Source organism: Mesorhizobium sp. B3-1-9 (assembly GCF_006439595.1).
Classification (GTDB): Bacteria; Pseudomonadota; Alphaproteobacteria; order Rhizobiales; family Rhizobiaceae; genus Mesorhizobium.
Window position 1 is genome coordinate 699,980 of the sequence record NZ_VFTJ01000001.1, and the last position, 26,603, is coordinate 726,582.

General features: G+C 63.1%; 23 protein-coding genes. 15 read left to right on the top strand and 8 right to left on the bottom strand.

The window, feature by feature from the left end:
- Nucleotides 1-10 precede the first annotated feature (10 nt).
- The 6 genes from FJW07_RS03200 to FJW07_RS03225 form a co-directional block, all read right to left on the bottom strand.
- On the bottom strand, nucleotides 11-1,021 hold the full coding sequence (locus FJW07_RS03200) for an ABC transporter ATP-binding protein (protein WP_140854371.1): 1,011 nt from the start codon (nucleotides 1,019-1,021) through the stop codon (nucleotides 11-13).
- On the bottom strand, nucleotides 1,018-1,998 hold the full coding sequence (locus tag FJW07_RS03205; protein ID WP_140854373.1) for an ABC transporter ATP-binding protein: 981 nt from the start codon (nucleotides 1,996-1,998) through the stop codon (nucleotides 1,018-1,020). The genes FJW07_RS03200 and FJW07_RS03205 overlap by 4 nt, the downstream gene beginning before the upstream one ends.
- Nucleotides 1,995-2,822, bottom strand: coding sequence for an ABC transporter permease (locus FJW07_RS03210; protein WP_226892000.1), 828 nt, complete (start codon nucleotides 2,820-2,822; stop codon nucleotides 1,995-1,997). The genes FJW07_RS03205 and FJW07_RS03210 overlap by 4 nt, the downstream gene beginning before the upstream one ends.
- A 37-nt stretch (nucleotides 2,823-2,859) precedes the next feature.
- A complete protein-coding gene (locus tag FJW07_RS03215) occupies nucleotides 2,860-3,807 on the bottom strand; it encodes an ABC transporter permease (protein ID WP_140643122.1) in 948 nt (315 codons plus the stop codon).
- Between the two features lie 47 nt (nucleotides 3,808-3,854).
- The gene (locus FJW07_RS03220; protein ID WP_140854375.1) at nucleotides 3,855-5,414 is read right to left on the bottom strand and encodes an ABC transporter substrate-binding protein; all 1,560 of its coding nucleotides are present in this window, start codon (nucleotides 5,412-5,414) and stop codon (nucleotides 3,855-3,857) included.
- A 183-nt stretch (nucleotides 5,415-5,597) separates the two neighbouring features.
- Nucleotides 5,598-6,590, bottom strand: a complete 993-nt coding sequence (locus FJW07_RS03225; protein ID WP_140854377.1) for a membrane dipeptidase — start codon at nucleotides 6,588-6,590, stop codon at nucleotides 5,598-5,600.
- 202 nt (nucleotides 6,591-6,792) lie between these two features.
- Here FJW07_RS03225 and FJW07_RS03230 point away from each other — a divergent pair, with 202 nt between their 5' ends.
- Together FJW07_RS03230 and FJW07_RS03235 are read left to right on the top strand one after the other, a co-directional pair.
- Nucleotides 6,793-8,823: a prolyl oligopeptidase family serine peptidase gene (locus tag FJW07_RS03230; protein WP_140854378.1), complete on the top strand. Its 2,031-nt coding sequence runs from the start codon at nucleotides 6,793-6,795 to the stop codon at nucleotides 8,821-8,823.
- Between the two features lie 12 nt (nucleotides 8,824-8,835).
- Nucleotides 8,836-10,095 (top strand): FAD-binding oxidoreductase, encoded by a 1,260-nt coding sequence (locus tag FJW07_RS03235; RefSeq protein WP_140854380.1) that lies wholly within the window; start codon nucleotides 8,836-8,838, stop codon nucleotides 10,093-10,095.
- Between the two features lie 13 nt (nucleotides 10,096-10,108).
- On the opposite strand, the gene FJW07_RS03240 is transcribed toward FJW07_RS03235, so the two are convergent.
- A complete protein-coding gene (locus FJW07_RS03240; protein ID WP_140854382.1) occupies nucleotides 10,109-11,002 on the bottom strand; it encodes a LysR family transcriptional regulator in 894 nt (297 codons plus the stop codon).
- Nucleotides 11,003-11,120: 118 nt separating this feature from the next.
- On the opposite strand from FJW07_RS03240, the gene FJW07_RS03245 reads away from it, so the two are divergent.
- Both FJW07_RS03245 and FJW07_RS03250 read left to right on the top strand, forming a co-directional pair.
- Entirely contained in the window at nucleotides 11,121-12,473 is a 1,353-nt protein-coding gene (locus FJW07_RS03245; RefSeq protein ID WP_140854384.1) for an aromatic ring-hydroxylating dioxygenase subunit alpha, read from the top strand.
- Between the two features lie 134 nt (nucleotides 12,474-12,607).
- A complete protein-coding gene (locus FJW07_RS03250; RefSeq protein WP_140854386.1) occupies nucleotides 12,608-13,126 on the top strand; it encodes a hypothetical protein in 519 nt (172 codons plus the stop codon).
- A 440-nt stretch (nucleotides 13,127-13,566) separates the two neighbouring features.
- On the opposite strand, the gene FJW07_RS03255 is transcribed toward FJW07_RS03250, so the two are convergent.
- Nucleotides 13,567-13,785: a hypothetical protein gene (locus tag FJW07_RS03255; RefSeq protein ID WP_140854388.1), complete on the bottom strand. Its 219-nt coding sequence runs from the start codon at nucleotides 13,783-13,785 to the stop codon at nucleotides 13,567-13,569.
- 213 nt (nucleotides 13,786-13,998) lie between these two features.
- On the opposite strand from FJW07_RS03255, the gene FJW07_RS03260 reads away from it, so the two are divergent.
- From FJW07_RS03260 to FJW07_RS03310, 11 genes are all read left to right on the top strand, one after another.
- Nucleotides 13,999-14,343 carry a non-heme iron oxygenase ferredoxin subunit gene (locus FJW07_RS03260; protein WP_210239853.1) on the top strand — a complete coding sequence of 115 codons (345 nt, stop codon included), beginning with the start codon at nucleotides 13,999-14,001 and terminating at the stop codon, nucleotides 14,341-14,343.
- Between the two features lie 56 nt (nucleotides 14,344-14,399).
- Nucleotides 14,400-15,698: a sugar ABC transporter substrate-binding protein gene (locus tag FJW07_RS03265; protein ID WP_181182544.1), complete on the top strand. Its 1,299-nt coding sequence runs from the start codon at nucleotides 14,400-14,402 to the stop codon at nucleotides 15,696-15,698.
- Between the two features lie 77 nt (nucleotides 15,699-15,775).
- On the top strand, nucleotides 15,776-16,765 hold the full coding sequence (locus FJW07_RS03270) for an ABC transporter permease (protein WP_140854390.1): 990 nt from the start codon (nucleotides 15,776-15,778) through the stop codon (nucleotides 16,763-16,765).
- Nucleotides 16,762-17,781 carry an ABC transporter permease gene (locus tag FJW07_RS03275; protein ID WP_140854391.1) on the top strand — a complete coding sequence of 340 codons (1,020 nt, stop codon included), beginning with the start codon at nucleotides 16,762-16,764 and terminating at the stop codon, nucleotides 17,779-17,781. Before FJW07_RS03270 ends, FJW07_RS03275 begins: the two co-directional genes overlap by 4 nt.
- Nucleotides 17,782-17,802: 21 nt before the next feature.
- The gene (locus FJW07_RS03280) at nucleotides 17,803-19,353 is read left to right on the top strand and encodes an FGGY family carbohydrate kinase (RefSeq protein WP_140854393.1); all 1,551 of its coding nucleotides are present in this window, start codon (nucleotides 17,803-17,805) and stop codon (nucleotides 19,351-19,353) included.
- Nucleotides 19,354-19,358: 5 nt separating this feature from the next.
- Nucleotides 19,359-20,843: a sugar ABC transporter ATP-binding protein gene (locus FJW07_RS03285; RefSeq protein ID WP_140854395.1), complete on the top strand. Its 1,485-nt coding sequence runs from the start codon at nucleotides 19,359-19,361 to the stop codon at nucleotides 20,841-20,843.
- Nucleotides 20,844-20,940: 97 nt separating this feature from the next.
- Complete coding sequence (locus tag FJW07_RS03290; RefSeq protein WP_140854397.1) at nucleotides 20,941-21,936, top strand: fatty acid desaturase; 996 nt, start codon at nucleotides 20,941-20,943, stop codon at nucleotides 21,934-21,936.
- 35 nt (nucleotides 21,937-21,971) lie between these two features.
- Complete coding sequence (locus FJW07_RS03295) at nucleotides 21,972-23,189, top strand: FAD-dependent oxidoreductase (protein ID WP_181182545.1); 1,218 nt, start codon at nucleotides 21,972-21,974, stop codon at nucleotides 23,187-23,189.
- Complete coding sequence (locus FJW07_RS03300) at nucleotides 23,189-24,295, top strand: zinc-binding dehydrogenase (protein ID WP_181182557.1); 1,107 nt, start codon at nucleotides 23,189-23,191, stop codon at nucleotides 24,293-24,295. Before FJW07_RS03295 ends, FJW07_RS03300 begins: the two co-directional genes overlap by 1 nt.
- Entirely contained in the window at nucleotides 24,292-25,137 is an 846-nt protein-coding gene (locus FJW07_RS03305) for an alpha/beta hydrolase (RefSeq protein WP_140854402.1), read from the top strand. The genes FJW07_RS03300 and FJW07_RS03305 overlap by 4 nt, the downstream gene beginning before the upstream one ends.
- Complete coding sequence (locus FJW07_RS03310; RefSeq protein WP_181182202.1) at nucleotides 25,124-26,056, top strand: LysR substrate-binding domain-containing protein; 933 nt, start codon at nucleotides 25,124-25,126, stop codon at nucleotides 26,054-26,056. The genes FJW07_RS03305 and FJW07_RS03310 overlap by 14 nt, the downstream gene beginning before the upstream one ends.
- Nucleotides 26,057-26,603 lie beyond the last annotated feature (547 nt).

The following is a 26,603-nucleotide window of genomic DNA, read 5'->3' on the forward strand; positions in this document are numbered from 1 at the left end:
CGGACCTTCTTTAACTTGCGGCGATTGCCTCGACGGCGCTTGGGCCGGCATTGAGCGGGAAGTGACAGGTGAGCCGGCTCGAGCCGACTGCGGACGGGGCAGGCGCCTGCGTTGTGCAGATGTCTTGCGCGAACGGGCAGCGTGTGTGGAACTCACAGCCCGAAGGCCTGTCGAGCAGTGACGGCACTTCGGCCGGCAGCGCGATGCGGTTGTGCACCTTGTCGGGATCGGGCTCGGGGTTCGCGGACAGCAGCGCGGCCGTGTAGGGATGATGCGGCGCCCGGAAAATCGCCTCGGTCTCGCCTTCCTCGACAAAGCGCCCGAGATACATCACCGCCATCCGGTCGGCGATCTGGCGCACGACATGCAGATTGTGCGTGATGATGAGCATCGACAGGCCCATGCGGTCGCGCAGGTCGTTGAGCAGGTTGAGCACCTCGCCCTGGATCGATACGTCGAGCCCGGCTGTCGGTTCGTCGGCGATGATCAGCACCGGGTCGAGCGCGACGGCCCTTGCGACGCCGACCCGGCGCGCCTGGCCGCCGGAGAGCTGGTGCGGATAGCGCTCGGCGAAATCGCGCGGAAGCCCGACCAGGGCGAGCAGGCGTTCCACCTCGGCTTCGAGGCTGCGGCCGGACAGGCCGTGGATGGCGAACGGCTCCGCCAGCAGCGAACGGACGCTGAGGCGCGGCGACAGCGAGCCGACCGGGTCCTGGAACATCATCGACATCTTGCGCCGCAGCGGCTTCCATTCCGCCTTGGTCAGTTCGTTCAGCTCTCGGCCCTCGAAGCGGACCGAACCGCCGGCCACCGCCTGCAGGCCGTTCACGGCGCGCGCGAGCGTGGTCTTGCCCGATCCGGACTCGCCGACCAGCGCAAGCGTCTGGCCGCGCTCCAGCGTGAAGCCGACACCGGCGACGGCCTCGATTTCCGTCCGCCGGCCGGCCAACGCGCTCATCATGCCGCCGATGCGGAAGCGCACGCGAAGATCGGAAACGGAAAGCAGAGGTTCTGTCGTCATGCGGCCGCTCCGGCCGTCTCATCGGTGTGCCAGCATCGCGCGACGTGCGACGCGCTCAGCGCGGTATCGGGCGGCATCGCGGAGCAGACATCGTCCGCGAGCTCGCAGCGTGCCTGGAAAACGCAACCCTTGGGGCGGTTACGCAGGTCCGGCAGCGTGCCGGGAATGGTGGGCAGCCGCGGCTCGCGCCGCGAGAGCCTTGCCGGATCGCAGGCGAGCAGCTTCTTCGTGTAGGGATGTCGCGGGTTGTGGAAGATGTCGCGGGTCGAGCCGCGTTCGACCACTTCGCCGGCATACATGACGATCATCTCGTCGCACAGTTCCGCGATGACGCCGAGATGATGCGAGATGAACAGAACTGAGCAGCCGATCTGCTTCTGCAGGTCCTTGAGCAACTCGATGATGGCGACTTCGAGCGTGGCGTCGAGAGCCGTTGTCGGCTCGTCGGTGATCAGCAGCGAGGGTTGCATCAGCAGCGCCATGGCGATCGCGATGCGCTGCTTCATGCCGCCCGAGAATTCGTGCGGAAACTGCGCCAGCCGGCGCTCAGGATCGGGAATCCGGACCTTGCGCAGCATCGCGATGGAGAGCGCGTCCTTCGCCTTGCGCGACAGTCCGGAGCGGTACTGGATGTCGCGCATCTGCTTGCCCACGGAAAGCACCGGGTTCAGCGCCCCCATCGGGTCCTGGAAGACGGTTGCGATCTTCTGGCCGCGCAACGCCCGCATGCCTGTGCCGTCGAGACGGACGAGATCGCTTTTGCCCTCGAACAGAATCCGGCCCGACGTGACCCTGCCGTTGTCTGCGAGCAGGCCGAGAATGGCGTTGATCAATGTCGATTTTCCGCAACCCGACTCGCCGACGACGCCGACGATCCGGTTCGTCGGCACCTCCAGGCTCACCTTGCGCAGCGCCTGCAACGTGCCGGCTTCGGTGGCGAAGTCGACGCTGAGATCCTTGACGTCGAGGACGGTCATCCGCGCCTCTTCAGCCGGGGGTCGAAAACGTCGCGCAGGGTCTCGCCGAGGAAGGTGAAGCCGAGCGTTGTGAGGATGATCGGCAGGCCGCCCGCGACCACGATCCAGTATGAATCGCGGATGTTGACGAAGCCGTCGTTCAGGATCGCGCCCCAGCTTGGCAGAGGCGGTCTGACGCCGAGGCCGAGGAAGCTCAGACCGGCCTCGATCGCCACGACGACCGGGATGTCCATCGACGCGAGGATGAGGATGGGGCCGATGACGTTGGGCAATATGTGGACGGTGAGAATGCGCGCGGTGCTTGCGCCCATCGAGCGCGCCGCCATCACATGTTCAGCGGACTTCAGCACGAGCGTCTGTGTCCTGATGATGCGGGCATAGCCGGGCACGTTGACCAGCACGACCACGATCAGCACCGCAAGCAGCGAAGGTCCGGTCAGCGTGACCAGCGTAAGCGCCAGCATCACGGTCGGGAAGCTCTTGATGGCATCGAAGAGCAGGAGCATCAGATTGTCGAGCCAGCGCGGCCCGTAGCCTGCGATGAGCCCAAGCGCGATGCCGCCGATGAGCGACAGTCCGGTCGCGCCAAGCGCAATGGCCAGCGCGATGCGGCCGCCATGGAGCACACGCGAGAACAGGTCGCGTCCCAGATGGTCCGTGCCGAGCAGGTGATGCAGGCTTGCGGGCGCGAAGCGCTCGGCCGGGGCGAGTTTCGTCGGTGGGTAGCTGCTGAGCACGTCGGCGAAGAGAGCCGAGAGAACGACGATCACGACCAGGGTGAGACCGAACGCGCCGAGCGGCTCGCGAACGATGCGCCGAAGCACGCGGCCGATCTTGGCGACGCGCTGCCGTGATGGCCGGTCAATTAAGACTTGTTCTGACACGGGGGTCCAACGCACCAATGAGGATGTCGGCGAGAGCGTTCACGACGACGAAGAAAACGGTCGTCACCAGAACGGCGCCGGTGACGACCGGATAATTGCGTACCGAGATCGCCTCGTAGACCAGCTTGCCGATGCCGGGGCGGGCGAAGACGATCTCGGCGAAGACGGCCGAAGACACCATATTGCCGATGCCGACGCCGAGCAGCGTGACGGTCGGCAGGATGGCGATACGCAAGGCATAGGAATAGGTGATGCGCCGATCCGTCAGGCCGAAAGCGCGCGCGGTGCGGATGTGGCTGGCTTCCAGCGTTTCCAGCATGGAAGCGCGCACCATGCGCGCGATGTAGCCGACCCAGCCGACGCCGATTGCGAGCGAGGGCAGGGCAAGGTGCTTCAGCTGGCTGGCGAGATTGCCGGGCTCGCCGGCGCCGATGGCCGGCAGCCACTGCAGGGCCACGGCGAAGATCAGCAGGGAATAGATCGCGATGACGAAGGATGGCACCGCGATGACCGCGACCGACAGGATGCCGATGACGCGGTCGACAAAGCCGCCGCGCCGCACCGCCGCGATGCAGCCCAGCGGAATGCCGAGCAGCACCGACCATGAGATCGCGCCCGCGATCAGCGCCAGTGTGTACGGCAACTGCTCGAACACGACGTCCAGCACCGGCCGCCCGGACAGCACCTCGGTGCCGAGGTCGCCGCGCAACGCGGACAAATAGAACCGGAGGAACTGGATCCAGATCGGCTGGTCCAGCCCCATGCGGCTGCGCAACGCCTGAACCATCTCGGGCGTGGCGCGCGGTCCGAGCGCCACGGATGCCGGGTCGCCCGGGATCACATAGATCATGGCGAACAGCATCACCATCGCGACGCTCACGATGATGATGCCCAGGCCCAGCCGTTTCAGCGCATAGCGGAGCATCTCAGGAGCCGGCCATTCCGCCCCATGCCGTGCCGTTGTCCATCACGTCAGGCAGGTTTGAAGTCCGCGAAGCAAGGCTCGCCATTCGGCTTGAGCCCGGCGGCAACGCTCTTGCGGTACATCACGCCGGTGACTTCATGGGTGAGGAAGACGTAGCAGCCGCTCTCCTCCATCAGGTCCTGCATCTTCTTGTACATGACGTCGCGCTTGGCCGGGTCGAGCTCGATCTTGCCTTCGGTGACCAGCTTGTCGAATTCAGCGTTGCTGAACTGCTCCCAATTCCACTCACCGATCTGGCTGGTCGTGTACCACTCCGTCGCCCAGCTCGGATCAGGCTGCATCGAGAAGCGCGACAGCACCATCTGGAGCTTCTTGTAATAAGGGTTTTGCTTCGACCCCAGCGTCCAGAACGTGCCGCTGTCATTCTGCTTGATTTCGACGTTGATGCCGATGTCCTGCAGGTTCGCCTGCACGACCTGCGCCGCCGACAGGCGTTCCGCCTTGTTGAGGATGTCGAGCGTGACGGTGACGCCGCTGGCGCCGGCCTTGTTGACCAGCTCGCGAGCCTTGTCGGGATCGTATTCGTAGAGATTCTTCTCGCGATGGCCGACCAGGCCGGGCGCGATGATGCCGGTGGAGGTGGCGGCGGCGCCGAAATAGGCCGCGTCCACCACGGCCTTGCGGTCGACGCCATACTGCACGGCGCGGCGCAGGTCCGGATTGTCGAAGGGCGCCGCGATCTGGTTCATGCCGAGCCAGACGAAGGCCAGCGATGGCTTCTCGACCACGACGGTGTCCGCCGGCGGCGTTTCCTTCAGCCGCTTGATCGAGGACACGGCCGTCCAGGTGTAGTCGAGGTCGCCTGCCTCATAGCCAAGCTCGGCGGTCTTTTCGTCCTCGATCGGATGGACGTGGATCTCGTCGTAGCCGCCCTGCTCGTATTTCCAGTCCGGGTTGCGCACGAGCACGGTGCGCTGCTTGGGCGTCCATTCCTTGAGCAGATAGGGGCCTGACTGCGCCACGGGTTTCACGCCGAGCTTACCGCCAGCCTCAGTCACGGCGCGCTTGGACAGGATCGTGCTCGACGGCGTCGGCAAGGTCGAGGTCCACAACGGCGCGAACGCCTTGTTCAGATGGATGATGCCCGAAAGCTTGTCCTTGACCTCGACTTCCTTGAGCGTCGCCCAGTCGCCCGCATAAGGGGACTTGTTGGCGGGATCGGCGATGCGCTCGATCGAGAACTTCACGTCCTCTGCGGTCAGCTGACCGAAACCGTCGGTGAAGCCGATATTGTCGCGCAGCTTGAAGGCGATCGTGAGTGGGTCGAGCTGGTCGATCTTCTCCACCGCCATCGGCTTCCAGCCCCAGCTGTCACCGGGCGTGGCGACAACCAGGCCGGCGAAAATGACGTTGGTGATGTCGCCTTCGGGCGCGGCCAGGCGAAAGGCCGGATCCAGCGTCTGGATATCGCCGTATGAGCGCACCTTGAGGATGGAACCCGCCGCTTGCGAGCGTTTCGTCGAATAGATCAGCGAGGCAAGGCTGAGCGCGCCGGCGCCGGCCAGCACGCCGCGGCGCGTCATGTTGATGTTTGCGGTTTCGATCATGCTCTGCCCCTCTTGTTTATATTGTCCGCCGGCATCGGCCCGGCTTCGGGAGATCCTTCCAAAGGCCCCCGTTTCGATCAGCCTGCCCCGGCTATACACATATGTCTAGTGAAAAAAATGCATCCTGTGCCGTCGGACCGGACGCCTTTTATCCGCGACCGACGCGATTGCCATTTCGATCGGCTATTTCCAGATCTCGCGCGCCAGCCGCATGAAGTTGCCGCCCATGACGTCGCGAACAGTGCGTTCCGGATGGCCGCGGCGCAGCAGCACCTCGATAAGCTCCTTCGTCTGGCCCGGGCTCGAATAGGTCGTCTTGCCTTCGGGATATTCGTTCTTCGGCCAGAAATGCGGATTGCTGGAGATGATGTCCTCGATGCCTTCGACCTCGACCGGGAAAGCATAGTCGAGCCCGATGCCGACATGGCGCGGGCCGGCAAGGTCGATCAGATATTCGACGTGGTCGGCCAGCCGCTCGGAATCGGTGCGGCCCTCGCCGAGGAAGCGGTTGAGGCCCACGACGCCGATGATGCCGCCGGTACGGGCGCAAGCCTTGATCTGGTCATCGGTGATGTTGCGCCCGTGAGCGCAGAGCGCCTTCGGGTTGGAGTGCGAGAAGATCACCGGCCGGTCCGTATATTCCATCACGTCCATCGTGGTGCGATAGCCCGTATGGGTCACGTCCACGAACATGCCGAGGCGGTTCATTTCGTCGATCACCTGCCGGCCGAATGCGGTCAGACCTGTGTCCTCGTCGTGGCACCCGCCGCCGGCGAGATTGTTGCGGTTGTAGGCGAACAGCATCTGTCGCACGCCCAGGCGATGGTAGAACTCGACCATTTCGACCCGGCCGTTCAGCGCATTCATGCCTTCGATGTCGAAAGTGACCGCCAGCTTGCCTTGCGTCTTCGCGGCGAGGACTTCGTCGGCCGACGAGACGAGCGCGTAGTCGGCCGGACGCGCCAGGATCCAGTGCCGGAAACAGGCAAGCGTGGCGACTGTCTTTTCCCAGGGCAGGAGATCGAAGCCGACATCGATGGAAAGATAGTCGACGCCTGCGTCGCGCCAGATCCGCAGATTGTTCAGGTCCGCGGCCGGGTCGGGCATGAAGCCGGAATGCGCATCCCAGATGACTTCGCTCTTCAGGATCGACTGGACTTTGTCGTCAAGGTTCATCGCGTCTTTGTCCGGTTGTTACGTCGCTTCGAAATCTGCGCGTTCCAATCATGGCGGGTCAACCGCCCATCGTGCCGTCAAGGCCGCTGGTCCAATCTAATGTACACCGGTGTCTAGACAATGCTCCGACTGTCGTTATGGTTGGGTGCGTGAGCTTGCCGTGGCGATAGCGCCAGGTTGAGCGCGGTGTTGGGAAGTCGAGATGAGCAGCGTGCGGAACTCCGGATCGATGATCGCGCCGATTGCCGGCCGGATGTCGGGGGATTTCCGCTCCGCCGCGGAATTCGCCGAGGCAGCGGGTTTGTATGCCGCTCTCTTCGGGCTGGACGGGCACGTCTTCGCGGCTCGCTCTCTTTGCGGTCACGCCTCCAGCGATGCGATGTTTTTCATCGGCCAGAGCTTCGAGGGCGGCCTCGATGGCGCGCCGGTCAGCCGTCTCTATCAGGTGGGGCGCGGCGGTGAATCGCCTCAACGGCTCAATGATGCGGAGACCAGGCAAATCAGTCTTGCGCCGGACGGAGAGAGCCTGGCGGTCGCTTACGCCGGTGGAGAGGCGGGCGTCGACCGCATCGAGATCTGGTCTGGCGGCGAAGGCACCGCGGTGGCGGATGTGCCCGGCCGGATCGAGCTGATGGACTGGGCGCCCGACGGCCAAAGGTTGCTGCTCGTCGTTGCCGGCGTCGGCGCGGATCTGGCTGGAATTCACGGCGGCTACGCGCAGAAGCAGAAGACGGATGCGCCCGCATGGCTGCCCGAAGTCGGTTGGGGCGAAGGCGAGGACCTTTGGCGCCGGGTTTGGATCTGGGATATGAAGGCCAAACCCGCGCCGCTCACATCGGCGCCGGTCAATGTATGGGAAGCGAGCTGGTGCGGCGCCGACAAGATCGCCGCCGTGACCAGCGATGACCATGGCGAGGGCAGCTGGTATGCGGCGAAGCTTTCGCTGATCGACGCGAAGTCGGGATCGGCCACCCTTCTTCACACGCCGCGCGACCAGATCGGCGTTCCTCGCGGCTCGCCCGACGGCGCCCGCATCGCCTTCATCCAGGCCTTCTGCAGCGATCGCGGCCTTGTTGCCGGGCAGCTGTCGATCCTAGATCCGTTCGGCGGCGAGGTTGCAGTCGTGCCGACCAATTCGATCGACGTCACCTCGATCGAATGGCGCTCCGCCTCCAGCTTGCATATGGCGGGCATCCGCGGCCACGAGACGGTGCTGGCCGATTGCGATGTCTCCAGCGCAGGGGTGACCGAACGCTGGTCGTCGACCGAATTGACCTGCGGCGAGTGGGCGCCCTCCAGCGTGCCGGTCGGGGCCGCGGGCTCGCTCTTCATCGCGGAGGCTTATGACCGGGCTCCATTCCTGGCCGAAGTCGCCGACGGCGGACTGCGCGAGATCGCGTCGCTCATGGCGTCCGATGCGCAATCCGCAATGGCCGGCCGCGGCAAGGCCGAGCCGTTTTCCTGGCGTGCCCGCGACGGACTCGAAATCCAGGGCTGGCTTGTCCGCCCGCTGGCGGCGGCCGGGCCGACGCCGCTGCTGGTCGATATCCATGGCGGGCCGATCTCGTCCCATCGCAACCGCTGGATGGCGCGAACGCGTTCCGCTCCACTGCTCGTCTCGCGCGGCTGGATGATTTTCTTTCCCAACCCCAGGGGCAGCACGGGACGCGGGGAAGCCTTCGCCCGCGCCGTGCAGGGCGACATGGGCGGCGCCGATGCCGACGACATTTTGAGCGGCATAGATGCCCTGGTGGAGAAAGGCCTGGTCGACCCGGATCGCGTCGCCGTCACCGGCACCAGCTATGGCGGCTTCATGTCCGCATGGCTGCCGACGCGCAGCGGCCGCTTCGCCGCCGCCATTCCGATCTCGCCTGTCGGCGACTGGTATAGTCAGCACCGCACGACGCAGATACCGGAATTCGACGCGCTGATGCTGGAGTCCTCGCCATGGGAAGAAGGCGGCGCCTATTTTACCCGCAGCCCCGCCTTTTACCGGCAGCTCAGCAAGGTCCCGACACTGGTCATGGCCGGCGGCATCGACAAGAGCACGCCGCCCGGCCAGGCGCTGGAGTGCCATTTCGCGGCCTTGCGCTCGGGTTCGCCAAGCGCGCTCGCGACCTATCCGAGCGCCGGCCATAGCCTGCGCGGCTATCCGGAATATATCGACACCGCCGCCCGCATCGTCTGGTGGCTTGACACCTATGTTGGCGGTTCTTCGACCGCGAAGATCTAAGGAGGAAGAGAAATGCCGGCAGCAAGCAACAGCAAGCATATCGTGGTCGTGGGCGGCGGCATCATCGGCTGCTGCACCGCCTACCATCTGCTGAAGTCGGGTGTGAAGAACGTGACGCTCGTGGAGGCAACCGAGCCGGGCGCGGCAACGACCAGCGCCGGCGCCGGCTTCGTCTCGCATTGGTCCGCCGGCATGATCCCGGCCGGCGAGGAAGGCCTTCGCCTGCAACAATACGGTCTCGACTTCTACCGCATGTTGCATGAACTGGGCACCGAGATCGGCTACCGGCCGAACGGCACGCTGATCATGGCGCTCACGCCGCAGGGGCGCGAGGATTTCGTCATGCCGGTGCTCAGCTCACCCTATGCGCCGAAGGAGATGCAGGATCTGAACGCTGCGCAGATCGGCGAGAAGATGGGCGGGCTGGTCGATCCGGCGAAAGTTCATTCCGGCGCCTACAACCCGCATGGCATACAGGTCGATACCAAGCTCGCGCTCGGCGTGCTGGTCAACGAGATCAAGAAGCTCGGCGGCGTGGTTCGGGACAGGACCAGGGTCCTGAAGATCGAGGACGCCGGCGGCAAGGTGACGCTGAAAACCGGGAGCGGCGCAATCGAGGCCGATGGCGTGGTCGTGGCGGCGGGCGCCTGGAACAACGAGGTCCTCGCCAGCCTCGACTGGCATCTGCCGCTGCTGCGGGTGCTGGCCACGCGCGTGGTCACCGACGATCGAGGCCTGCCCTCGACGCTGCCGACCATCCAGTGCCGCGAGTTGCGGCTTTGGCTGCGCGAGACCTTTGGCGCGATCATGTGGGGCACGGGCAGCCACTACACGCCGATGCATCGCCTGGAGGAGAGCGACCTCGAACCCGGCCAGCCGCATAATCGCGAGCTGATGCAGTCCATGGTCGATCACCAGATGGGCAAGCTGCAGGAAGTCTTCCCGCCGCTCCGCGGCTCGAAGGTCGCGAACTGGTCGCAGGGCATCCCCTGCTACACGCCGGACGTTGGCTTGATGGTCGGGCATGTGCCGGGCCACGCGAACATCGTCGTCGCGGGTGGCGACAACGAGACCGGCGTCAGCCATGGACCGGGCCTCGGCAGGCTGGCCACCGAGATCCTGCTGGACACGCCTCGCTTGGTCGATCCGGCGCGCTTCAGGGTCGACCGCTACGCGCGCGATGCCTTCCCGAGCGAGGAAGATGTCGAGGCCTCGATGCCCGCATGGAGCGCGCGCCACGGCGCCAGGCGTTTCGCCACCGCCGCGGAATGAGACCGGCGGCAGGTCAGCGGGCTGTCGCGCTGTCGAGCAGGGCTTGCGCCACCATCTGTTCGGTTGGCGTCGTCTTCCTGCGGGTGACGATGTAGAACGCATCGGCATGGCGGCGCGGAGTCCCGGTCAACCGCACCAATTGCCCGAGCCTGAGTTGCTCTTCGACGAAGCCGGCCCAGGCGAGCGCCGCGCCGCGGCCGGCTATTGCCTCATGCATCATCGACAGATAGCTGGAGAATGTCGGGCCGGGCAGGCTCCGCGTAGTGCCGATCCAGGATCTCCAATTGTCGATCGCATCTTCGGGAGCTGCGAGATGCAGCAGCGGCACGTCGAGGAAGGATGCCGGATCCTCCGAGGCCAGAGCAGGGTGCCGTTCGAGGAAGCCCGGCGAGCAGACAGGAAACCACTCCCCGTCGAACAGCTTGCGGGCGGCGAGGCCAGGCCAAAGCTCGGGACGTCCGAAGCGTATCGAAATCCCGACTTCCGGCCGGCCGAAATCGTCGGGATTGCTGGAGGTCAGCAGCGTGACACGGCCATGCGTGACGAGCGAGGTCACAAGGTCGAAGCGCGGCATCAGCCAAGCCTGGACGAGGTCGTAGCCGCTGGCGATGACGAGGGAATCGCGATCGGCCTCCTGCAGGCGCGCGACGGCATCGCGGATCGTGCCCAGCCCGTCTCGTATCGCCTCGGCCAGCGCGGCGCCGTTTTCGGTCAGCGAGACGCGATTGCCCTTGCGGGCCAAAAGGTCCAGCGCGAGCCGCTTTTCCAGATTGGCGATGTGGCGCGACACGGCCGATTGCGCGATGGCAAGCTCCTCGGCAGCGGCCGTCAGGTTGCCGCGTCGCGCGGTCGCTTCGAATGCGACCATGGCGTTGAGCAAGGGGAGCGAGGCTTTGAGCGTCTTCATCGAGGATAAGAGTATTCCATGACTTTTCGAGATGGAAGCCTGCCAAATCCATGGTTGATGAGTGCAGCAATTCGCTGCAACCCTGATCAAAAGGCATTAGCCAGCCCCGGAGCCCGCCATGTATCCAAACGATAAGATGTTGTCCGGCCTCGATCGCGCGCGCGTGGTCAGGCTGATTGACGAGCATCGCAAGGACTGGTCGCTGCAGCAGGCCTTCTACCTCGACCCGGACATTTTCGCGATCGAGCGCGAATTGTGGTTCCCTCGCCAATGGGTCATCGTCGCCCATTTGAGCGAAGTGCCGGAGAAGGGCAGTTACGTCATCCGTAAGTTGTTCGACGAGGAGATCATCGTCGCCCGTCATGGCGATGGCGAGGATGATATTGCCGCCTACTACAATGTCTGCACCCATCGCGGCTCGCGCCTGTGCGTCAAGGATGGCCGCGGCAAGCTGCTGGTCTGCCCCTATCATGCCTGGTCCTTCCGGCTGACCGGTGAGTTGCAGACCCGGCGCGACCTGCCCGAAGGCGTCGATGGCGACAGCCTCGGACTGCACAAGGTGCCGACGAAGGTGATGGGTGGTCTGGTGATATGTGGCCTCGATGCCTCCAGCCTGCCTGACATCGAACCGGCGGCGGCCGGGCTGACGGATCTTCTGCGCGAGAACGGGGTCGCCAACGCACGCATCGTCGCGCGCAAGAATTACCTGACCAAGGCGAACTGGAAGCTTGTGCTGGAGAATTTCCTCGAGTGCTACCACTGCCGCCCGGCTCATCCCGAATATTTCCGCGTCAACGGCCATGTGAAGGTGACCGCCATGCGCGACGACTACAACGCCGCCGAATGGAGGCAGGAGATCGACGCCTGGCACAGCGTCATCGGCGACGCCGAGTTCCACAAGGGCGTGTGGGAGCCAGGCGACCTGGACACGATGCCCTACGCCATGCATCGCAAGCCGATCGGCTCGGGCCGCCTCACGCTTTCCGACGATGGCCAGCCGGTCTCGTGCCTGATGGGCGGGCGCGGCAAGTATGACGGCGGCGAGAATGGGTTCCGGATCGGCCGGCTTTCGTTCCTAAGCGCGCCCAACGACTATCTGACGATGTTCCAGATGATTCCGCGCAACGCCAACGAGACCGACGTGATCCTGACCTGGCTCGTCGACAAGGATGCCGATCCGGCCGCGGACGCCGACAAGATTTCATGGATGTGGGACGTGACGACCGTCCAGGACAAGAAGATCACGGAAGACAACGCCGAAGGGATTGCCTCGCGCGCCTATCGCCCCGGGCCTTATACGCCGCTGGAGTCGCAGACCGCCTCTTTCATAGAGACCTATCTATCGCAGATGCGCACCCTGGTCACCGGCGAACGTAGGGAAGGGGACGAGGCTTGGGCTGCGCCGTCACAGCTCTATGCCTCGCCGCAAGCAGCCTGCAGGGCGCAAAAAAATGGCCAGGCCGCATCATAGATGTTGTGACCACGATCCAAATGTAGGTTGTCGCCTCGCGATAATCGCTCGCTGGCGGCAGGCCGACACGCGCGAACAATGGTCAGGAGCAGCCCTGTCGCCTGTATAGGCGTTTTCAGCCTGATCGTCGTTCCGTGATCCCTGCCGCACGTCTGCAAGCCACCCTCGATCTTATGCACGAAGTCGATAGCGTCGCGCGTCCCGCGGATGCAGCCGTCCCGGCCTGGTTTGGCGCCCGACGCTATATCGGCGACAAGGACCGTGGTCAGATTTTAGAGTCGCTCTATGCGCTCCGGCATCAAGGACGGCTTGGCTGGTGGCTGGTCAAGCATGGGCGCGAGGATATGCCCCGCACCCGGCTGCTGGCATGGTTCACGCTGAAGGAAGGCAGGACGCCCGAACAGACCAAACGCCTGTTCAATGGGGTGAAATTCGCGCCTGCCATCCTGATGGATCATGAGCACGCGCTGCTGGTCAAATTGCAGGGATGCACAATCGACCATCCCGGCATGCCGGAAGAGGTGCGCCTCGAATGCCCTTCCTGGGCGGCCGATCCCCTACCGCGCCGTTTCAAGGAAGCGCATTCGTTCCAACCGAGCGCCGTCATCTCGGCGCGGTTCATCGACAGGAACGGCGCTGCCCGTCCGGCATGAGGCCGGTGGCCGGTGGCGGAACGATTTCTTTTTGGGCGCTGGCTAGGGTTTCCATTGGCAACGTAGAGGACGCCGCCAAAGTGGATTGGTTCGGTTCCCGAATATTACTCGCAGCTCCGGCCCGGCGCAGCTTGACTGCCGCCGGTCGGGATACGTCGTTGCAGCAGTCCGAGTCGCCAATGCCATGGCACAGGTCGACCACAAAGTTCTGAATGACTGCTTTGCGACCGTCGGTGTCGACTTTCTGGTCCTCAGAGGTCGATTCTGGGAGCGGCTGGCAGTAAATATCGGGATAGTTCGTGTGTTTGCCGCTTTTTATCTTCTATTCCTTCGCCGTAGGTAGACCAGACGCGCTCTGATCGCGGGCCGGAAAGGTCAGCTCATGACGCAACGGCGACTGACGTCTGCCGACGCGTGGACGACCGGTTTGCGCCTCAATCTCAGTCGTAGAGATCGACTTCGTAGGTTTCTGAAAGCAGTTCTTGCCGGCAATTACTACGTGTCGTGGCAGCGCAAAACAGCCGGCCTCCTGACGCGGCGGTCAGGTTTTCGGCCCCCAACGCGCCGCTCGCCTCTGTGAACGGGGTCGATTTCGCAGCTGGCTGCGACTGTGCTGCTAGCGCCGACTCGCGCCACGCGATGATGGCAGGCTTTTTCAACGTCTGGCTCGCGCCGGCTCAGTGTACCGCGATCCGCTGAAGCTGCAATCCAGTCGCCGATCACCTACGGGCTTCTTCCGGCCGTCGCTGTGACGAGCGGGTCCGCCCGGCAACTCTTATCGGAGTCATCAATACCGGCATTCTTACAATGAATTGGCTGCATAAGGAAAGACAACGAAAATAAACGAAAAGAATGACGACTGCGAGGAATGAATGGCGGCGGAAACGACAACAAAGGACATGCAATGGATACAGGCGATCCGCGTTGACAGCCTGCCCGTCGGCGACGCGACGCGCATAGAGCACGCCGGGGCTTGCATCGCAATCTTCAATCTCGGCGGCATATTTTACGCGACAGCCGGCGTCTGCACCCATGCACACGCATTTCTTTCCGAGGGCTACATCGATGGCCAGACGATTGAGTGCCCGCTGCATCAGGGACTGTTCCATATCCCGACCGGCATGCCGCTTTCGCCGCCCGTCACCGAGCGACTGAAGACTTACGAAACCAAGGTGGCGGACGGCTACGTCCACATCCTGGTGGGAGGAGGAGACTAGCACTGACTTCTTCGGGACATATCCCGAGCTGAAACCAAAATATGGGAGGAAACCTAATGCTGAAACTATCACGCCGTTATCTCTTGAAGACGGCTGCGACACTGACCGTGCTTGCTGCCGCCCCGCTGGCAATCGCTCCGGCGGCCGCTGAGGAGTCGGTCCATTCCATCATCAACGCGCTTATCAAAAAGTATTCCGGCGAGGCGAAGGCCGGAATGTCGAATGGTGACGTGAGAGCGCTGTTCGAGAAAGATGGCTTTCGCGACTACCTCGACGTCTACCCTGTGGGCGAGCTCGCCGGCGGGTTCGTATGGAAGCCGGGCATGGGTGCGAGTTTTGTTGGCCCCTACAGCAAGCTTCAAATCAAGTCGCCTTTCACCGACTATCTGCCGCTTGCGGAAGGTCCGGTGCTGGATCACAACAAGAAGTACCGCATAGGGCTGGTCTTTCACGGCTTCAACCACCCTTGGCTGATCAGCCTCGCGGACACCGCCGCTTGGGAGGCCAAACGCCATCCCAACATCGAGCTCGAGGTGATTGACGCCGAGTTCGACGACAACAAGATGGGCCAGGTCATCGATACCTGGATCGCCAAGCAGTATGACGGCATCGTGCTTTGGCCTAACCGCGAAGCACCGATGGGGCCACCGGTCGATCGCGCCATCGCGGCTGGCATCCCGGTGGTGAGCCTCGATCGCCGCACTTCGTCCGAGCAGATCAGCTCGGAGGTGCTTGGCAACTTCTATGCCAACGGTCTGCAGCAAGGTCTCTATCTCAAGCATGCTGCACCCGAGGGCAACATCATCTTCAATCGAAAGGATCTCGGCAGCACGGCGGACTCCATCCGCACCGGCGCCTTCCTGGAGGCGATCGGCAACACACCTGGCTACAAGGTGCTCGCCAACTATCACACCAACAGCCAGCGCACGCTGGCCTTCAAGTCGACGGCGGATGCGCTGCAGGCCTTCCAAGACATCTCGGTGTCGTTCAACACCGGCGGCGAGGAAGCCATGGGTGCACTCGACGCGATCCGCGAGGCAAACCGGCTGAACAGCGCCCCGGGCGGGAAGAAGATGATGATCCTCGCCAATGACGATGCCCGTGAGGTGCTGAAGGAAATCAAGGCCGGCAACATCGAGATGGTGTCGCCCTACACACCGCTGATCGGCGACATCGGCATCCGCGCCGTTGTCATGCATATCGGCGCCAAGGCAGGCCTCAACGAAGCGCCGCCGAAGCTCATCATGACGCCCAACCTGCCGATGATCACCAAGGAGAAGATGAACATTGAGGGCATCGAGACGCTGACACCGGACGAGTGGCCTTATGCCTACGGTCCGGCAGTCGCGGGCTGATCGCCAGCCCCCATGCGCCTGCCGGATTCTCTGGTGAGGACCGGCAGGCGTTGACCGAACAGGCAGGCGAGCACGTCATGACCATGAGTACTCTTGAAACCAAGGTTGCCTCACAGGCGCGGCCTTCCGACGCCTTGCGGCACCTAGGCGTTGGCGAGATGAGCCGCGTCGCGGTGTTGATCGCCCTGCTTATTGCGGGGCAGGCGATCACACCGTCCTTTCTGTCCCTCGCCAACATCCATGTCATACTTCTCGCCGTGGCCGCGATCGGCATCATGGCCTACGGAATGACACTAGTGGTGATCACCGGAGAGATCGACTTGTCTATCGCCGGGGTCGCAATACTATCCTGCGTCGCCGGCGGGCTACTGATCCCGACCGGCTCCGCAGTGCTCGTCATCGGCACCACTTTGTTGACGGGGCTGGCCATCGGCCTGGTCAACGGCATTCTCGTCGCAGCATTGGGCATTCCTTCGCTGATAACCACGCTCGGCATGCTCGGCATCACCCGCGCGCTCGCCAACATCTTCTCAGGCGGTCAGGCGCTCTATCCCGAACCGATCGCCGCCTATCTCTGGCTCGGCCGCGGCGACCTTGTCGGCGTTCCGCTGCCGATCGTGCTGCTCGTAGTGCTTGGCGCAGCTGCGATCGCGCTCACCAAATATTCGATCTTCGGCCGTGCGCTCTACGCAACCGGCGGCAACGTCAAAGCAGCCGCTTTGTCCGGCATCAATGTCATCGGCGTGCGCACCGCCGTGTTCGCGATTTCCGGCATCTGTGCTGCGCTTGCCGGCATGCTTGAAAGCGCTAGGCTGTCCTACATCAATCCGGCCGGCTTCGAAGGCATGGAGCTTTCGGTTTTGGCGGTTACCGTGCTTGGAGGCGCGGCGCTGTCCGGCGGCTCGGGCTCGATCACCGGTACGGTTGTGGCTGCCCTGATCATCGGCATCGTCAACAACCTTCTCAATCAGCTCGGTGTCAGCATCTATCTGCAGCAGGTCGTGACCGCGGCAGTCATCCTCGCCGTCGTGATGCCTGGCATGTGGCAGCGGGGGATCGCGAAATGAGCGTCCTGGAATTTTCAGCCCCGCGCGTCACGCCCTTCCTGCAGGGATTGCTGCGCGATCCCATCATCTGGCTGATCCTGCTGATCTTCGCTGTCGGCGCGCTAACCTCCGAGTATTACCTCACCGCGCTCAACATCGAGAACCTCATGCGCAGCATCGCTGTCATCGGCCTGTTGTCGCTCGGCATGACGGTGGTGCTGCTTACCGGCCGCATCGATCTGTCGGTCGCGGCGCTGATGATCTTTTCGGTCATTGTCGGCGTGGTCGTCATGGCCGAGATCGGCCCAATGCTGGGAAGCCGTTGGCTGGTGCGCGGCAACACCTATGCCGGCCCGATCGTCCCGGTCATTTTGATCGCGCTGGCGACGGGCATCGCGGTCGGCGCGCTCAACGGCATTGGCGTGGCGTATTTCAAGGTCGCGTCCTTCATCATGACGCTGGTGTCGCTGACGGCCTTGCGCGGCTTCAATTACGTACTCACCAATGGCCACCCCTATTATCTCAAGGCACCGCTCTACAGCTGGATCGGCGATAGCAAGATAGTCGGCATCCCGATCAGTTTCGTTATCTTCCTTCTCGTTCTTCTTGCTCTCATGGGCTTCGTAAATGGCAGCATGCGGGGCGGCCGCTTCTACGCTATAGGCGGCAACGAAAAAGCCGCGCTCTATGCCGGCGTCAAGACGCAGCGCTACGTGGTCCTGGCCTATGCCATCAGCGGATTGTGCGCCGCCCTTGCCGGCATCATCTTCACCGCACGGCTGAAGTCGGTCGATGCGCCGCTCGCTGCCGGTTATGAATTGACTGCCATTGCCATTGCTGTCATCGGCGGCACGGCGCTGGCTGGAGGCATCGGATCGCCTTGGCGTACGCTGCTGGGCAGCATTGCGTTTGCCGCCGGCCTCAACCTGCTCGCCATCTGGGGCGTCGGGACCTGGTACCAGAACCTCGCCATTGGCGTTGTTCTCATCCTATCGGTCGGCTTGTCGAAGATGAGCCGCAAGAAAACACAAGCATAGGCACTCTGGGAGGAGCGATTTATGGGCGGACATCTCACGCTCGGCATCGATATCGGCACGACCAACGTGAAGGCCGCGGTTCTGGACACCAATACCGGCAAGGTGGTGGCATCAGGCTCGCAGGAACATCCTCTGTTTCACCCGTTTCCCGGCTGGGCCGAACAGGATGCGTCGAATTACTGGGGCGCCGTGGTCTCGTCCGTAAGGCAATGTCTGGAGCAGGGCCGCTTCGCCGACGATATCGCGGCCGTGGCGCTTTCGGGCCTTGTCGGCGTAACGCTGCCCGTCAGCGATCAGGGTAAGCCGTTGCGTCAGGCCATGATCTGGATGGACTCCCGCTCCGAGGAAGAGTGCGAAGACATCCGCCGCAGCGTCGGCGAGGCGACCATCAACAAGAACAACGGCAACCGTATCGCGCCCTGGTTCATCGATCCCAAGGCGCTGTGGATCAAAAAGCACGAGCCGCACATCTTCAATGCCACGCACAAGTTCCTGTCGCCTTCCGGCTATTGCACCTACCGGATGTGCGGCAACTTCACGATGAACACCGGCGATGCCGGGCTCGCTTACGCTTACGAATATCGCGAGGAGCGCTGGAACGAGTCGGTCGCCAAGGCGATCGGCATTCCGCTGGAGAAGCTGCCGCGGCTCTACCAGTCCCATGAAGCGGTGGGCGAGGTGACCAGGCAGGCGGCCGAGGAGACGGGACTGCGTCCCGGCACCATAGTCGCGGCAGGCGGCACCGACATCAGTTCGGCAGCCCTTGGCGTTGGCGTCACCAAAGCCGGTGAGGCCTACTACTCCATGGGCACGGGTTCCAACCTCGGCATCATGATCCCGACCGGGCAGAGCGTCGAGGAATACCGCATCCTGAAATGGCCGCACGTGCTGCCCGGCCTGACCATGTTCGATGGCCCGATGGCCTTTACCGGCGCGTCGTTGAAATGGTTCCGCGATCAGTTCGGCGATGCCGAATTCCGCCTGGCCGAGCGCATGGGCCACAATGTCTTCGACCTTTTCACCGAGCAGGCGAAGCGCGTGCCGGCTTGTTCCGACGGCCTGCTTTATCTGCCATACCTCGGCAACACACTATCGCCCAACTGGAACAGCAATGCCTGTGGCAACTTCTTCGGCGTGCGTCCAACGACGACACGGGCGCATTTCATCCGGGCGCTGATCGAGGGCGTCGCCTTCGACCTTTATTCCAACGTCCGCACCGCCAACGCAGCCGGCGTCAAGGTCGATGGTTTGATCCTGAACGGAGGTCCGACGAAGAGCCGGTTCTGGAACCAGATCACCGCCAGCGTGGTGAACCTGCCGTTGAAGACGCCAGACATCGGCGAGGCCGCTCCGATCGGTGATGCTGTCCTGGCCGGCGTCGCAGCCGGGATCTACAAATCGCCAACCGAGCCTCTTGAAAGCATCGTCCGCATCAAGGAGACGATCGACCCCGATCCGAAACTGCACGAGCGTTACCAGGATTTCTTCGAAGTCTGGTCGTCGGTCTATCAGAACCTGCGCGGAGACATGGATCGCCATCGCGCGCTTCTCAACAAGTATCATTCGGCTTGATCGCAATGAGCGCCCCACTGCTCGAGGTCCAATCGATCCGCAAGACATATCCTGGTGTCATTGCACTCTCCGACGTGACCTTCGATCTGAAGGCCGGCGAAGTTCATGCCCTGGTCGGCGAGAACGGCGCCGGCAAGTCGACGCTGCTGTCGGTCATGAATGGCCTCGTCGCGCCCGACAGCGGCGAAATCAGGATCGATGGCCAGCCCGTGGTCCTCAACGATCCCACGGTGGCGCTCGCCAACCGGCTGGCGCTGGTCCACCAGGAACTGGTGCTATGTCCGAACCTGAGCGTCGCCGAGAACATCTTTCTCGGCCGTGAACCGGCCGGTCGTCTCGGCAAGACACGCGCCTTGCTCAACCGCATGGCGAAGGACCTGCTCGATGAAATTCATGTCAACCTTGATCCTTCGCGGGCGGTCGGCGAACTCAGCCTCAACGAGCAGCAGATCGTCGAGATATGCCGCGCCTTGGCGAGCCGTCCGCGTGTCCTCGTCTTCGACGAGCCGACCGCCTCGCTGAACGATGACCAAGTCGTGCATCTGCTTGCCATCATTCGCAAGCTGAAGGCCAACGGTCTGGGCATCGTTTACGTCTCGCACCGGTTGAGCGAGGTGGTGCAGATTTCGGATCGCGTCACCGTGCTCCGCGACGGCCATGTCGTCGCCACCCGGGACATAGCCGGCTTGAACGAGGCTGCTCTTGTCACGTTGATGGTCGGGCGTGAACACAAGCCGGGCCAGTCCGCCTACAAGGAGAGGCGCTGTGGCGACGTCGCGCTGGAGGCGAAGGGGATCGGCAAGGCCGGGGTCTTCGAGGATATTTGCCTGCAGGTGCGGGCCGGCGAGATCGTCGGCATCGCCGGATTGCTGGGCTGCCAGCGCGAGGCTGTCGTGCGCGCGATCTTCGGCGACCAGTCTATCGATCGCGGCGAGATCCGCGTTCAGGGACGCAAGGTGCAACTGCGCTCTCCGCGTGACGCCATCGCCTTCGGCATCGGCTTCATGCCCGCCGATCGCAAAGGTGAGGGCCTCGTCCTGCCGATGAGCGTCGGCGACAATATCGCAATGACGATCCTGCGCCGACTCGGCCGCCTCGGCTTCATGAAACGCCGGCAAAGAAACGCGACGGCCAACGGCCTGGTGCGCACATTGGCAATCAAGACCAACGGCCTGGCGCAACTGGCGTCGCAACTCTCTGGCGGGAACCAGCAGAAGATCGTCATCGGCAAATGGATCGCACGCGGCGGCGACATCGTGATCGCCGAGGACCCGACCCGCGGCGTCGATGTGGGCGCCAAGTTCGAGATATGGCGCGCAATCCAGGACCTGGCAGAACAGGGCAAGGCAATCCTGCTGCTGACCACTGAGCTGCAGGAGATGATGGATGCCTGCGACCGCATCCTCGTCATGAGCCGCGGTCGAGTGACCGGACATTTTCACCGCAAGGACTTCTCCGCGGAAGCAATCGCGCATTGCTTCGTGGCCTAGCGCCGAAGCGATAACGCCATAGGAACAATGAATTTTTCTTCGATGTCGCGACCCGTTAGACCTGTCGCGACAATGCGCAATCTGAAGGAGGATCGGCATGCAAGGCGATAATTCCGCGAGCTATGCTGGGATCGGTGGCATCGGCAGCAAGATATGGCCGCTGACGGGACCGGAGATCATTTCACGCGACAAGCTGAAGACGCTTCGCACGCGGTCCAATGGACCGGGGCTGATCAGATTGGCAGTCCATCTTACGGCCCTGGCCCTCGGCGTGCTCGCCGTCTACCTCTCGGGTGGAACACCGTGGCTGCTGATACCTTCGATGCTCGCTTACGGCATCGTCGTCGTGCTGCTGTTCGCGCCCTTGCATGAATGCTCGCACGGCACCGCTTTCCATTCGCGATGGATCAACCACGCCGTCGGTTTTGCGGTCGCAGCCTTCACCTTCCGTCCCTTTCTCTACTTCAAATACAGGCATGCCGCCCACCATACGTTCACCCAGCACGAGGACCATGATCCGGATATCGTGCCGTTCCCGACATCGCTTCGCGACTATTTCGGGCAGATAGTCGGCCTCTCCTTCTGGCCGAAGCTGGTCGGTACGCTGTGGCGCGGCACGACCGGGCGCTTCACCGAGGAAGAGCGTGAGTTCCTGCCGGAATCGGTCTGGAAGCAGGTGATGCTGGAGATTCGGCTGCTCGTCCTCTTCTATGTCGCCGTCGCCGCCGTCTCGATCTATTTCGGCAGCACGATCGCGCTGGCCTATTGGCTGCTGCCCCGGGTGATGGGCGAGCCGGTGCTGCGCGCCATCCGCATGGCCGAGCACACCGGCGCCGAGGAAAGTCCGAACCTGCTTGCCAATACCAGGACCACGCTCGCGAACCCGTTGCTCAGGATGCTCTACTGGAACATGCCGTTCCATGCGGAGCACCACCTCGCTTCCTCTGTGCCGTTTCATGCGCTGGGCCGGCTTCATGACGAGGTCTCGCCGCATCTTCAATGTGTCAGCAAGAGCTACTTCCAGGTGCATCGCGAGATCATCCGCGAGGTGCTGCGCAGTGGCCGCGCCACGCATGCCGGGCAGGGGGCCTGAACGGCGTGGCAGGCCCAGGGAGGACGACCGGGGTTGTGATCGTCGGCGCAGGACACGCCGGCGGTCGCGTCGCAGAAAGGTTGCGGCACGGCGGCTTTGTCGGGCCGATCGACGTGGCCGGGGTCGAAACGGAGCTGCCCTACGAGCGGCCGCCTTTGTCCAAGGGCGTGCTGACGTCGGCGGGCGTCCCGGCAAATGCCTATCTGCTATCGCCGGCACGGTGGAACGAGATCGGCGTCCGGTTCCATCTGGGCGCTGAGGCGATCGGCATCGACCGGCGAGAGAAGATCGTGGCTCTCTCTAACGGCCGCAGCCTCTCCTACCGGAAACTGGTTTTGGCCACGGGATTGTCGCCCCGCAGGATCCGATCGCTTGAGGCTGTCGCGGCACGCACCTTCTATCTTCGCTCGTTCTCGGATGCGCTCGCGCTACGCAGCCGCATCGTGGCTGGCGCTCGGTTAGTGCTTGTCGGGGCGGGGCTGATCGGCCTGGAGGTCGCCGCAAGCGCGGCCAAACTCGGCGCGGCGGTGACGGTTCTGGAAGCCGCCGGGCGCCCGTTGAGCCGACTGCTTCCGCCTTATCTTTCACAATGGCTCGCCGATCTCCATGAACGGGCAGGCGTACGCATTCTCTGTGATCGGCAAGTCGTTTCGTCCGAGACGCTGGACGCCGCAGGGCACCTCCATCTCGATGACGGATCGATGCTGGAGGCCGACCTTGTCGTTGTGGGCATCGGCGGCACGCCGAACGACCGGATTGCCGGCGAAGCAGACCTGCATGTCGACAATGGCATTGTCGTCAATGAATTTGGGCAGACCAGCGATCCCGACATATTCGCAGCGGGCGATGTCGCGGCTCATGAGAACCATTTCTTCGGTCAGCGCTGGCGGTTGGAGTCGTGGAAGAATGCGGAAGACCAAGCGGCCGTCGTTGCGTCATATCTGTGCGGCAGTCCATCCCCTTACAGCGAGGTGCCCTGGTTTTGGACGGATCAATACGACCTCAACTTACAAGTGGCAGGGATGCCAGGCATCGGAGAGCCGGCGTATGAACGCGGCAAACCGGGCGATCGTGCCTATCTCGCATATTTTACGGCGGGCGATCGGCTGGTCGGCGCGGTCGGGGTCGGATGCGGCCGCGACATCCGCATCGCGCGCGAGATGATCAAGGCCGCCGCAAGGCCAGACGACGCCGAACTCATTCACAAGGGCTTTGCGCGCTTCGGCGATGAACTCGGCAGGCAGGCGTCATGATCCGTTCACGCGCCGCGATCTGCTTCGAGATCCACAAGCCGCTAGCGATAGCAGAAGTGCAGGTTGCGCCGCCCGGTCACGGCGAAGCGCTCGTCGAGATCGTCGCCTCGGGCCTTTGTCACACGGACCTCACCGCGCTCGATGGCGTCAACGCGACTAGCGTCTATCCTCTCATTCCCGGACATGAGGGCGCAGGGCGAGTGGTCGAGGTGGGCGATGGAGTCTACGATCTCAAGCCGGGCGACCATGTCATTCCGCTCTATGGCCCGGAATGCAGGCATTGCCGCATGTGCAGGAGCGGGCGGACCAATCTTTGCTGGACCATCAAGCCGACGCGCGACAAGGGCGTCATGCCGGACGGAACTTCGCGCTTCTCGATCGGATCGCGGCCGGTGCACCATTTCATGGGCACCTCGACGCTTTCCCGCTATACGGTCGTCCCTGAAATTGCACTGGCGAAGATCCGCAAGGATGCGCCGCTGGACAAGGTCTGCCTGTTCGGCTGCGGCGTCACCACGGGCGTCGGCGCGGCGCTGGCCGAGGTCCGCGAGGGCGACGCCGTTGCCGTCTTCGGGCTGGGCGGCATTGGCATAAATGTTGTGCAGGGAGCGCGGCTTGCCGGCGCCGGAAGGATCATAGGCATCGACGTGACGGATGGCAAAACCGGAATCGCCCGCTCCTACGGCATGACCGACTTTGTCGATGCGTCACGCGAGGACGCCAAAGTCGTGCAGGCGGTTCGCGATCTCACTGACGGCGGCGTCGATGTTGCATTCGAATGTACGGGCATCGTGCCGGTCATGCGGCAGGCCTTTGATTGCTGCCAGCCGGCCTGGGGCGCCGCTGTGTTGCTCGGTGTCGAGCCGCCCGGCGCCGAAATGGGGTTCCCGCCGGTTGGCGTCCGCTATGGCCGCACGATCCGCGGCAGCTATTTCGGTGGCGTCAAAGGACGCAGCGGGCTGACCAAGCTGATTGACTATTACATGGACGGCCGGCTCGATCTCGATCGGCAGATCACACACAGGTTGGGCCTCGATGGTGTCAATCGCGGCTTCGATCTCATGCGAGCGGGAGAGTCGGTGCGCAGCATCGTTCTCTTCGAATGAATGGCGCGAATTCCAGCAAGGAACATGGCTATGTCTTCCGCGACCGTCATCCGGAAAGAACGGACGTCTATAGACGTTTCGACGAGACGAGCGCCGCTGCCCGCAGCTCACTGACATGCCGGCGCAACGTCGCCTATGGCGCGCATCCGCGTGAAGTGTTCGACCTGTTTGCGGCTGGCGCGGGTGCGCCGCTGGTGGTTTTCGTACATGGCGGCTACTGGCAGAGCCTCGACAAGGACCGTTATTCCTTTGTCGCCTCGGCGCTCGTTCGCCGCGGCTTCTCCGTGGCGCTGCCAAACTATCCGCTGGCGCCTGAGACCCGTATCGACGCGATCGTTGCACGCGTCGGGGCCTGCGTGCGGGCGATTTTGCGAACCCTTGCAGCGCCCCCGGCTTTCTGGATCGCGAGCGGCCATTCCGCCGGCGGTCATCTTGCTGCCACACTCGCGATGAGAAGCCTCACGGCAGGCGCGCCGCTGGCGGGCTGCGTTCCGATCAGCGGCATCTTCGATGTCGAGCCGCTGGCAGAGACGTCACTCAACGCGGCGCTTGGGCTCGATCGCGAGCGGGCCGCAAGGATCAGCCCGATCCGCTGGCCGGTGCCGCGTTGTCGGCTCGCGGCCATCGTCGGCACAGACGAGACCCAGGAGTTCCGCGAGCAGTCGCGGCAGTTCTCTTCCTATTGGAGCGGCTCGGGCCAGCACGCCGAACTGGTTCCGATGCGCGGAAAAAACCACTATACGATATTGTGCGATCTGTTGGAGGAACGCTCGGAAATCGCTGAACAAATCGTGCGGATGGCTGAAGCCTTTCGCAGGGAGACAGGCCGTGGGCGGCACTAACAAGCTTCATTTCGTCAATTTCAGCCAGCTGCGCTCCTTCTATGCGGTGGGTCGTGAGCTTAGCTTCACAAAGGCCGCCGATCTGCTCTGCATCGGCCAGCCGACCGTGACCACCCAGGTCAAAGCGCTTGAAGAGACTTATGACGTTCAGCTCTTCTTGCGATCGCCGCGCGGCCTGAAGCTGACGGACGCGGGAGAAGCTCTTCTGACAGTGGCGCGCCAGATCTTCTCGCTGGAGGAGCAGGCGGTCGGCATACTGCGCGCCGAGGGCAATCAGATTTCGGGCAAGTTGCGCGTCGGCACGGTGGGTCCGTTCTTCGTCATGGAACTTCTCTCCGCGTTCCATGCTCAATACCCCTTAGTGCAGGTCTCGCTCGAAAGCGGCAATTCCGACGTCGTCTATAACAAGCTCATGAATTACGAGGTGGACGTCGCCATCATCGGCCGGGACTATGACGATCCGCGTCTCGATCTCGTTCAGCTCGGCCGCCATGAGGTCATTATCTTCGTCCACCGCAACCATCCGTGGGCAGGCCGGCAGCAGATCGATCTTGAGGAACTCGACGGGCAGCGGATGATTTTTCGCGAACCCGGTTCGATGACGCGTCGCGCGTTGGAGGAGATGCTGGAATTGCATCGGATCCGACCAAACGTGGTCATGGAGATCCCGCGCGATGGCGTTCGGGAAGCGGTCGCGGCAGGCTTGGGTGCCGGCATTGTGTCAAAGACCGAGTTCCAGCTCGATGACCGGTTGACGCCATTGTCGATCGCAGATCACAAGCCATTCACCGAATCTTTCGCAACGTGCCTGAAGGCACGTCAAGAACTTCGTCCAATCGGGGCCTTCATGAAGCTTGTGACGGAAGTTTCAAATCTGAAGTTCAACCAGATGGCTGCCGCCGTCCTCTGCAAGGAATGACCCTCAACCAGAGGCGCTAGGATCACAGATCCTTCAGGCTATAGGCGGAAGTGGCGACGTGGCTGGAAGGCCAAGTCCACAATGGATCGGGTCGCGGAATTAGTCGCCCGGATGTGCCGAATGGGTTCTGTCGCAACTCGAGACTGGGGTCACATGGGAGCTTTGTACGCCCCGCTCAAGCGGCGAGGATGTTCGAATTGCTCAGTGATTGATGGGCTTGGATTGAAGGCAAATTCGCGCGTCGTTTACGCATCATGTGAACCGCCTCGATATGGGAAAGAATGGCCTCGGCGCTTATATCTGACATCTCGCGCACCTCGGAAAGCCCAGCCTGCTTTCCGATGGTGACACAGGATCGCAGGCCGGACCATACACTATTTGAGGGACCATTGCGGTTGGGATAGTGCTTCCGCAGGGCGTGAACCGCAAGGTCGCGTCAAAGCTGGTTCTAACCGTACACAAAGTCCGCCTAGGGCTTGTTGAGATTCATCGTGAGTTTATGACGGCGGCAGCGAGATGGATGATGGCACTGAAACTCTGGTCGGTT

Bases quoted from the DNA above. Each gene is read 5' to 3' on its own strand.
- FJW07_RS03200 (WP_140854371.1), bottom strand. From the start codon at position 1,021: ATGACGACAGAACCTCTGCTTTCCGTTTCCGATCTTCGCGTGCGCTTC.
- FJW07_RS03205 (WP_140854373.1), bottom strand. From the start codon at position 1,998: ATGACCGTCCTCGACGTCAAGGATCTCAGCGTCGACTTCGCCACCGAA.
- FJW07_RS03215 (WP_140643122.1), bottom strand. From the start codon at position 3,807: ATGCTCCGCTATGCGCTGAAACGGCTGGGCCTGGGCATCATCATCGTG.
- FJW07_RS03220 (WP_140854375.1), bottom strand. From the start codon at position 5,414: ATGATCGAAACCGCAAACATCAACATGACGCGCCGCGGCGTGCTGGCC.
- FJW07_RS03225 (WP_140854377.1), bottom strand. From the start codon at position 6,590: ATGAACCTTGACGACAAAGTCCAGTCGATCCTGAAGAGCGAAGTCATC.
- FJW07_RS03230 (WP_140854378.1), top strand. From the start codon at position 6,793: ATGAGCAGCGTGCGGAACTCCGGATCGATGATCGCGCCGATTGCCGGC.
- FJW07_RS03235 (WP_140854380.1), top strand. From the start codon at position 8,836: ATGCCGGCAGCAAGCAACAGCAAGCATATCGTGGTCGTGGGCGGCGGC.
- FJW07_RS03240 (WP_140854382.1), bottom strand. From the start codon at position 11,002: ATGAAGACGCTCAAAGCCTCGCTCCCCTTGCTCAACGCCATGGTCGCA.
- FJW07_RS03245 (WP_140854384.1), top strand. From the start codon at position 11,121: ATGTATCCAAACGATAAGATGTTGTCCGGCCTCGATCGCGCGCGCGTG.
- FJW07_RS03260 (WP_210239853.1), top strand. From the start codon at position 13,999: ATGGCGGCGGAAACGACAACAAAGGACATGCAATGGATACAGGCGATC.
- FJW07_RS03265 (WP_181182544.1), top strand. From the start codon at position 14,400: ATGCTGAAACTATCACGCCGTTATCTCTTGAAGACGGCTGCGACACTG.
- FJW07_RS03270 (WP_140854390.1), top strand. From the start codon at position 15,776: ATGACCATGAGTACTCTTGAAACCAAGGTTGCCTCACAGGCGCGGCCT.
- FJW07_RS03275 (WP_140854391.1), top strand. From the start codon at position 16,762: ATGAGCGTCCTGGAATTTTCAGCCCCGCGCGTCACGCCCTTCCTGCAG.
- FJW07_RS03280 (WP_140854393.1), top strand. From the start codon at position 17,803: ATGGGCGGACATCTCACGCTCGGCATCGATATCGGCACGACCAACGTG.
- FJW07_RS03285 (WP_140854395.1), top strand. From the start codon at position 19,359: ATGAGCGCCCCACTGCTCGAGGTCCAATCGATCCGCAAGACATATCCT.
- FJW07_RS03290 (WP_140854397.1), top strand. From the start codon at position 20,941: ATGCAAGGCGATAATTCCGCGAGCTATGCTGGGATCGGTGGCATCGGC.
- FJW07_RS03305 (WP_140854402.1), top strand. From the start codon at position 24,292: ATGAATGGCGCGAATTCCAGCAAGGAACATGGCTATGTCTTCCGCGAC.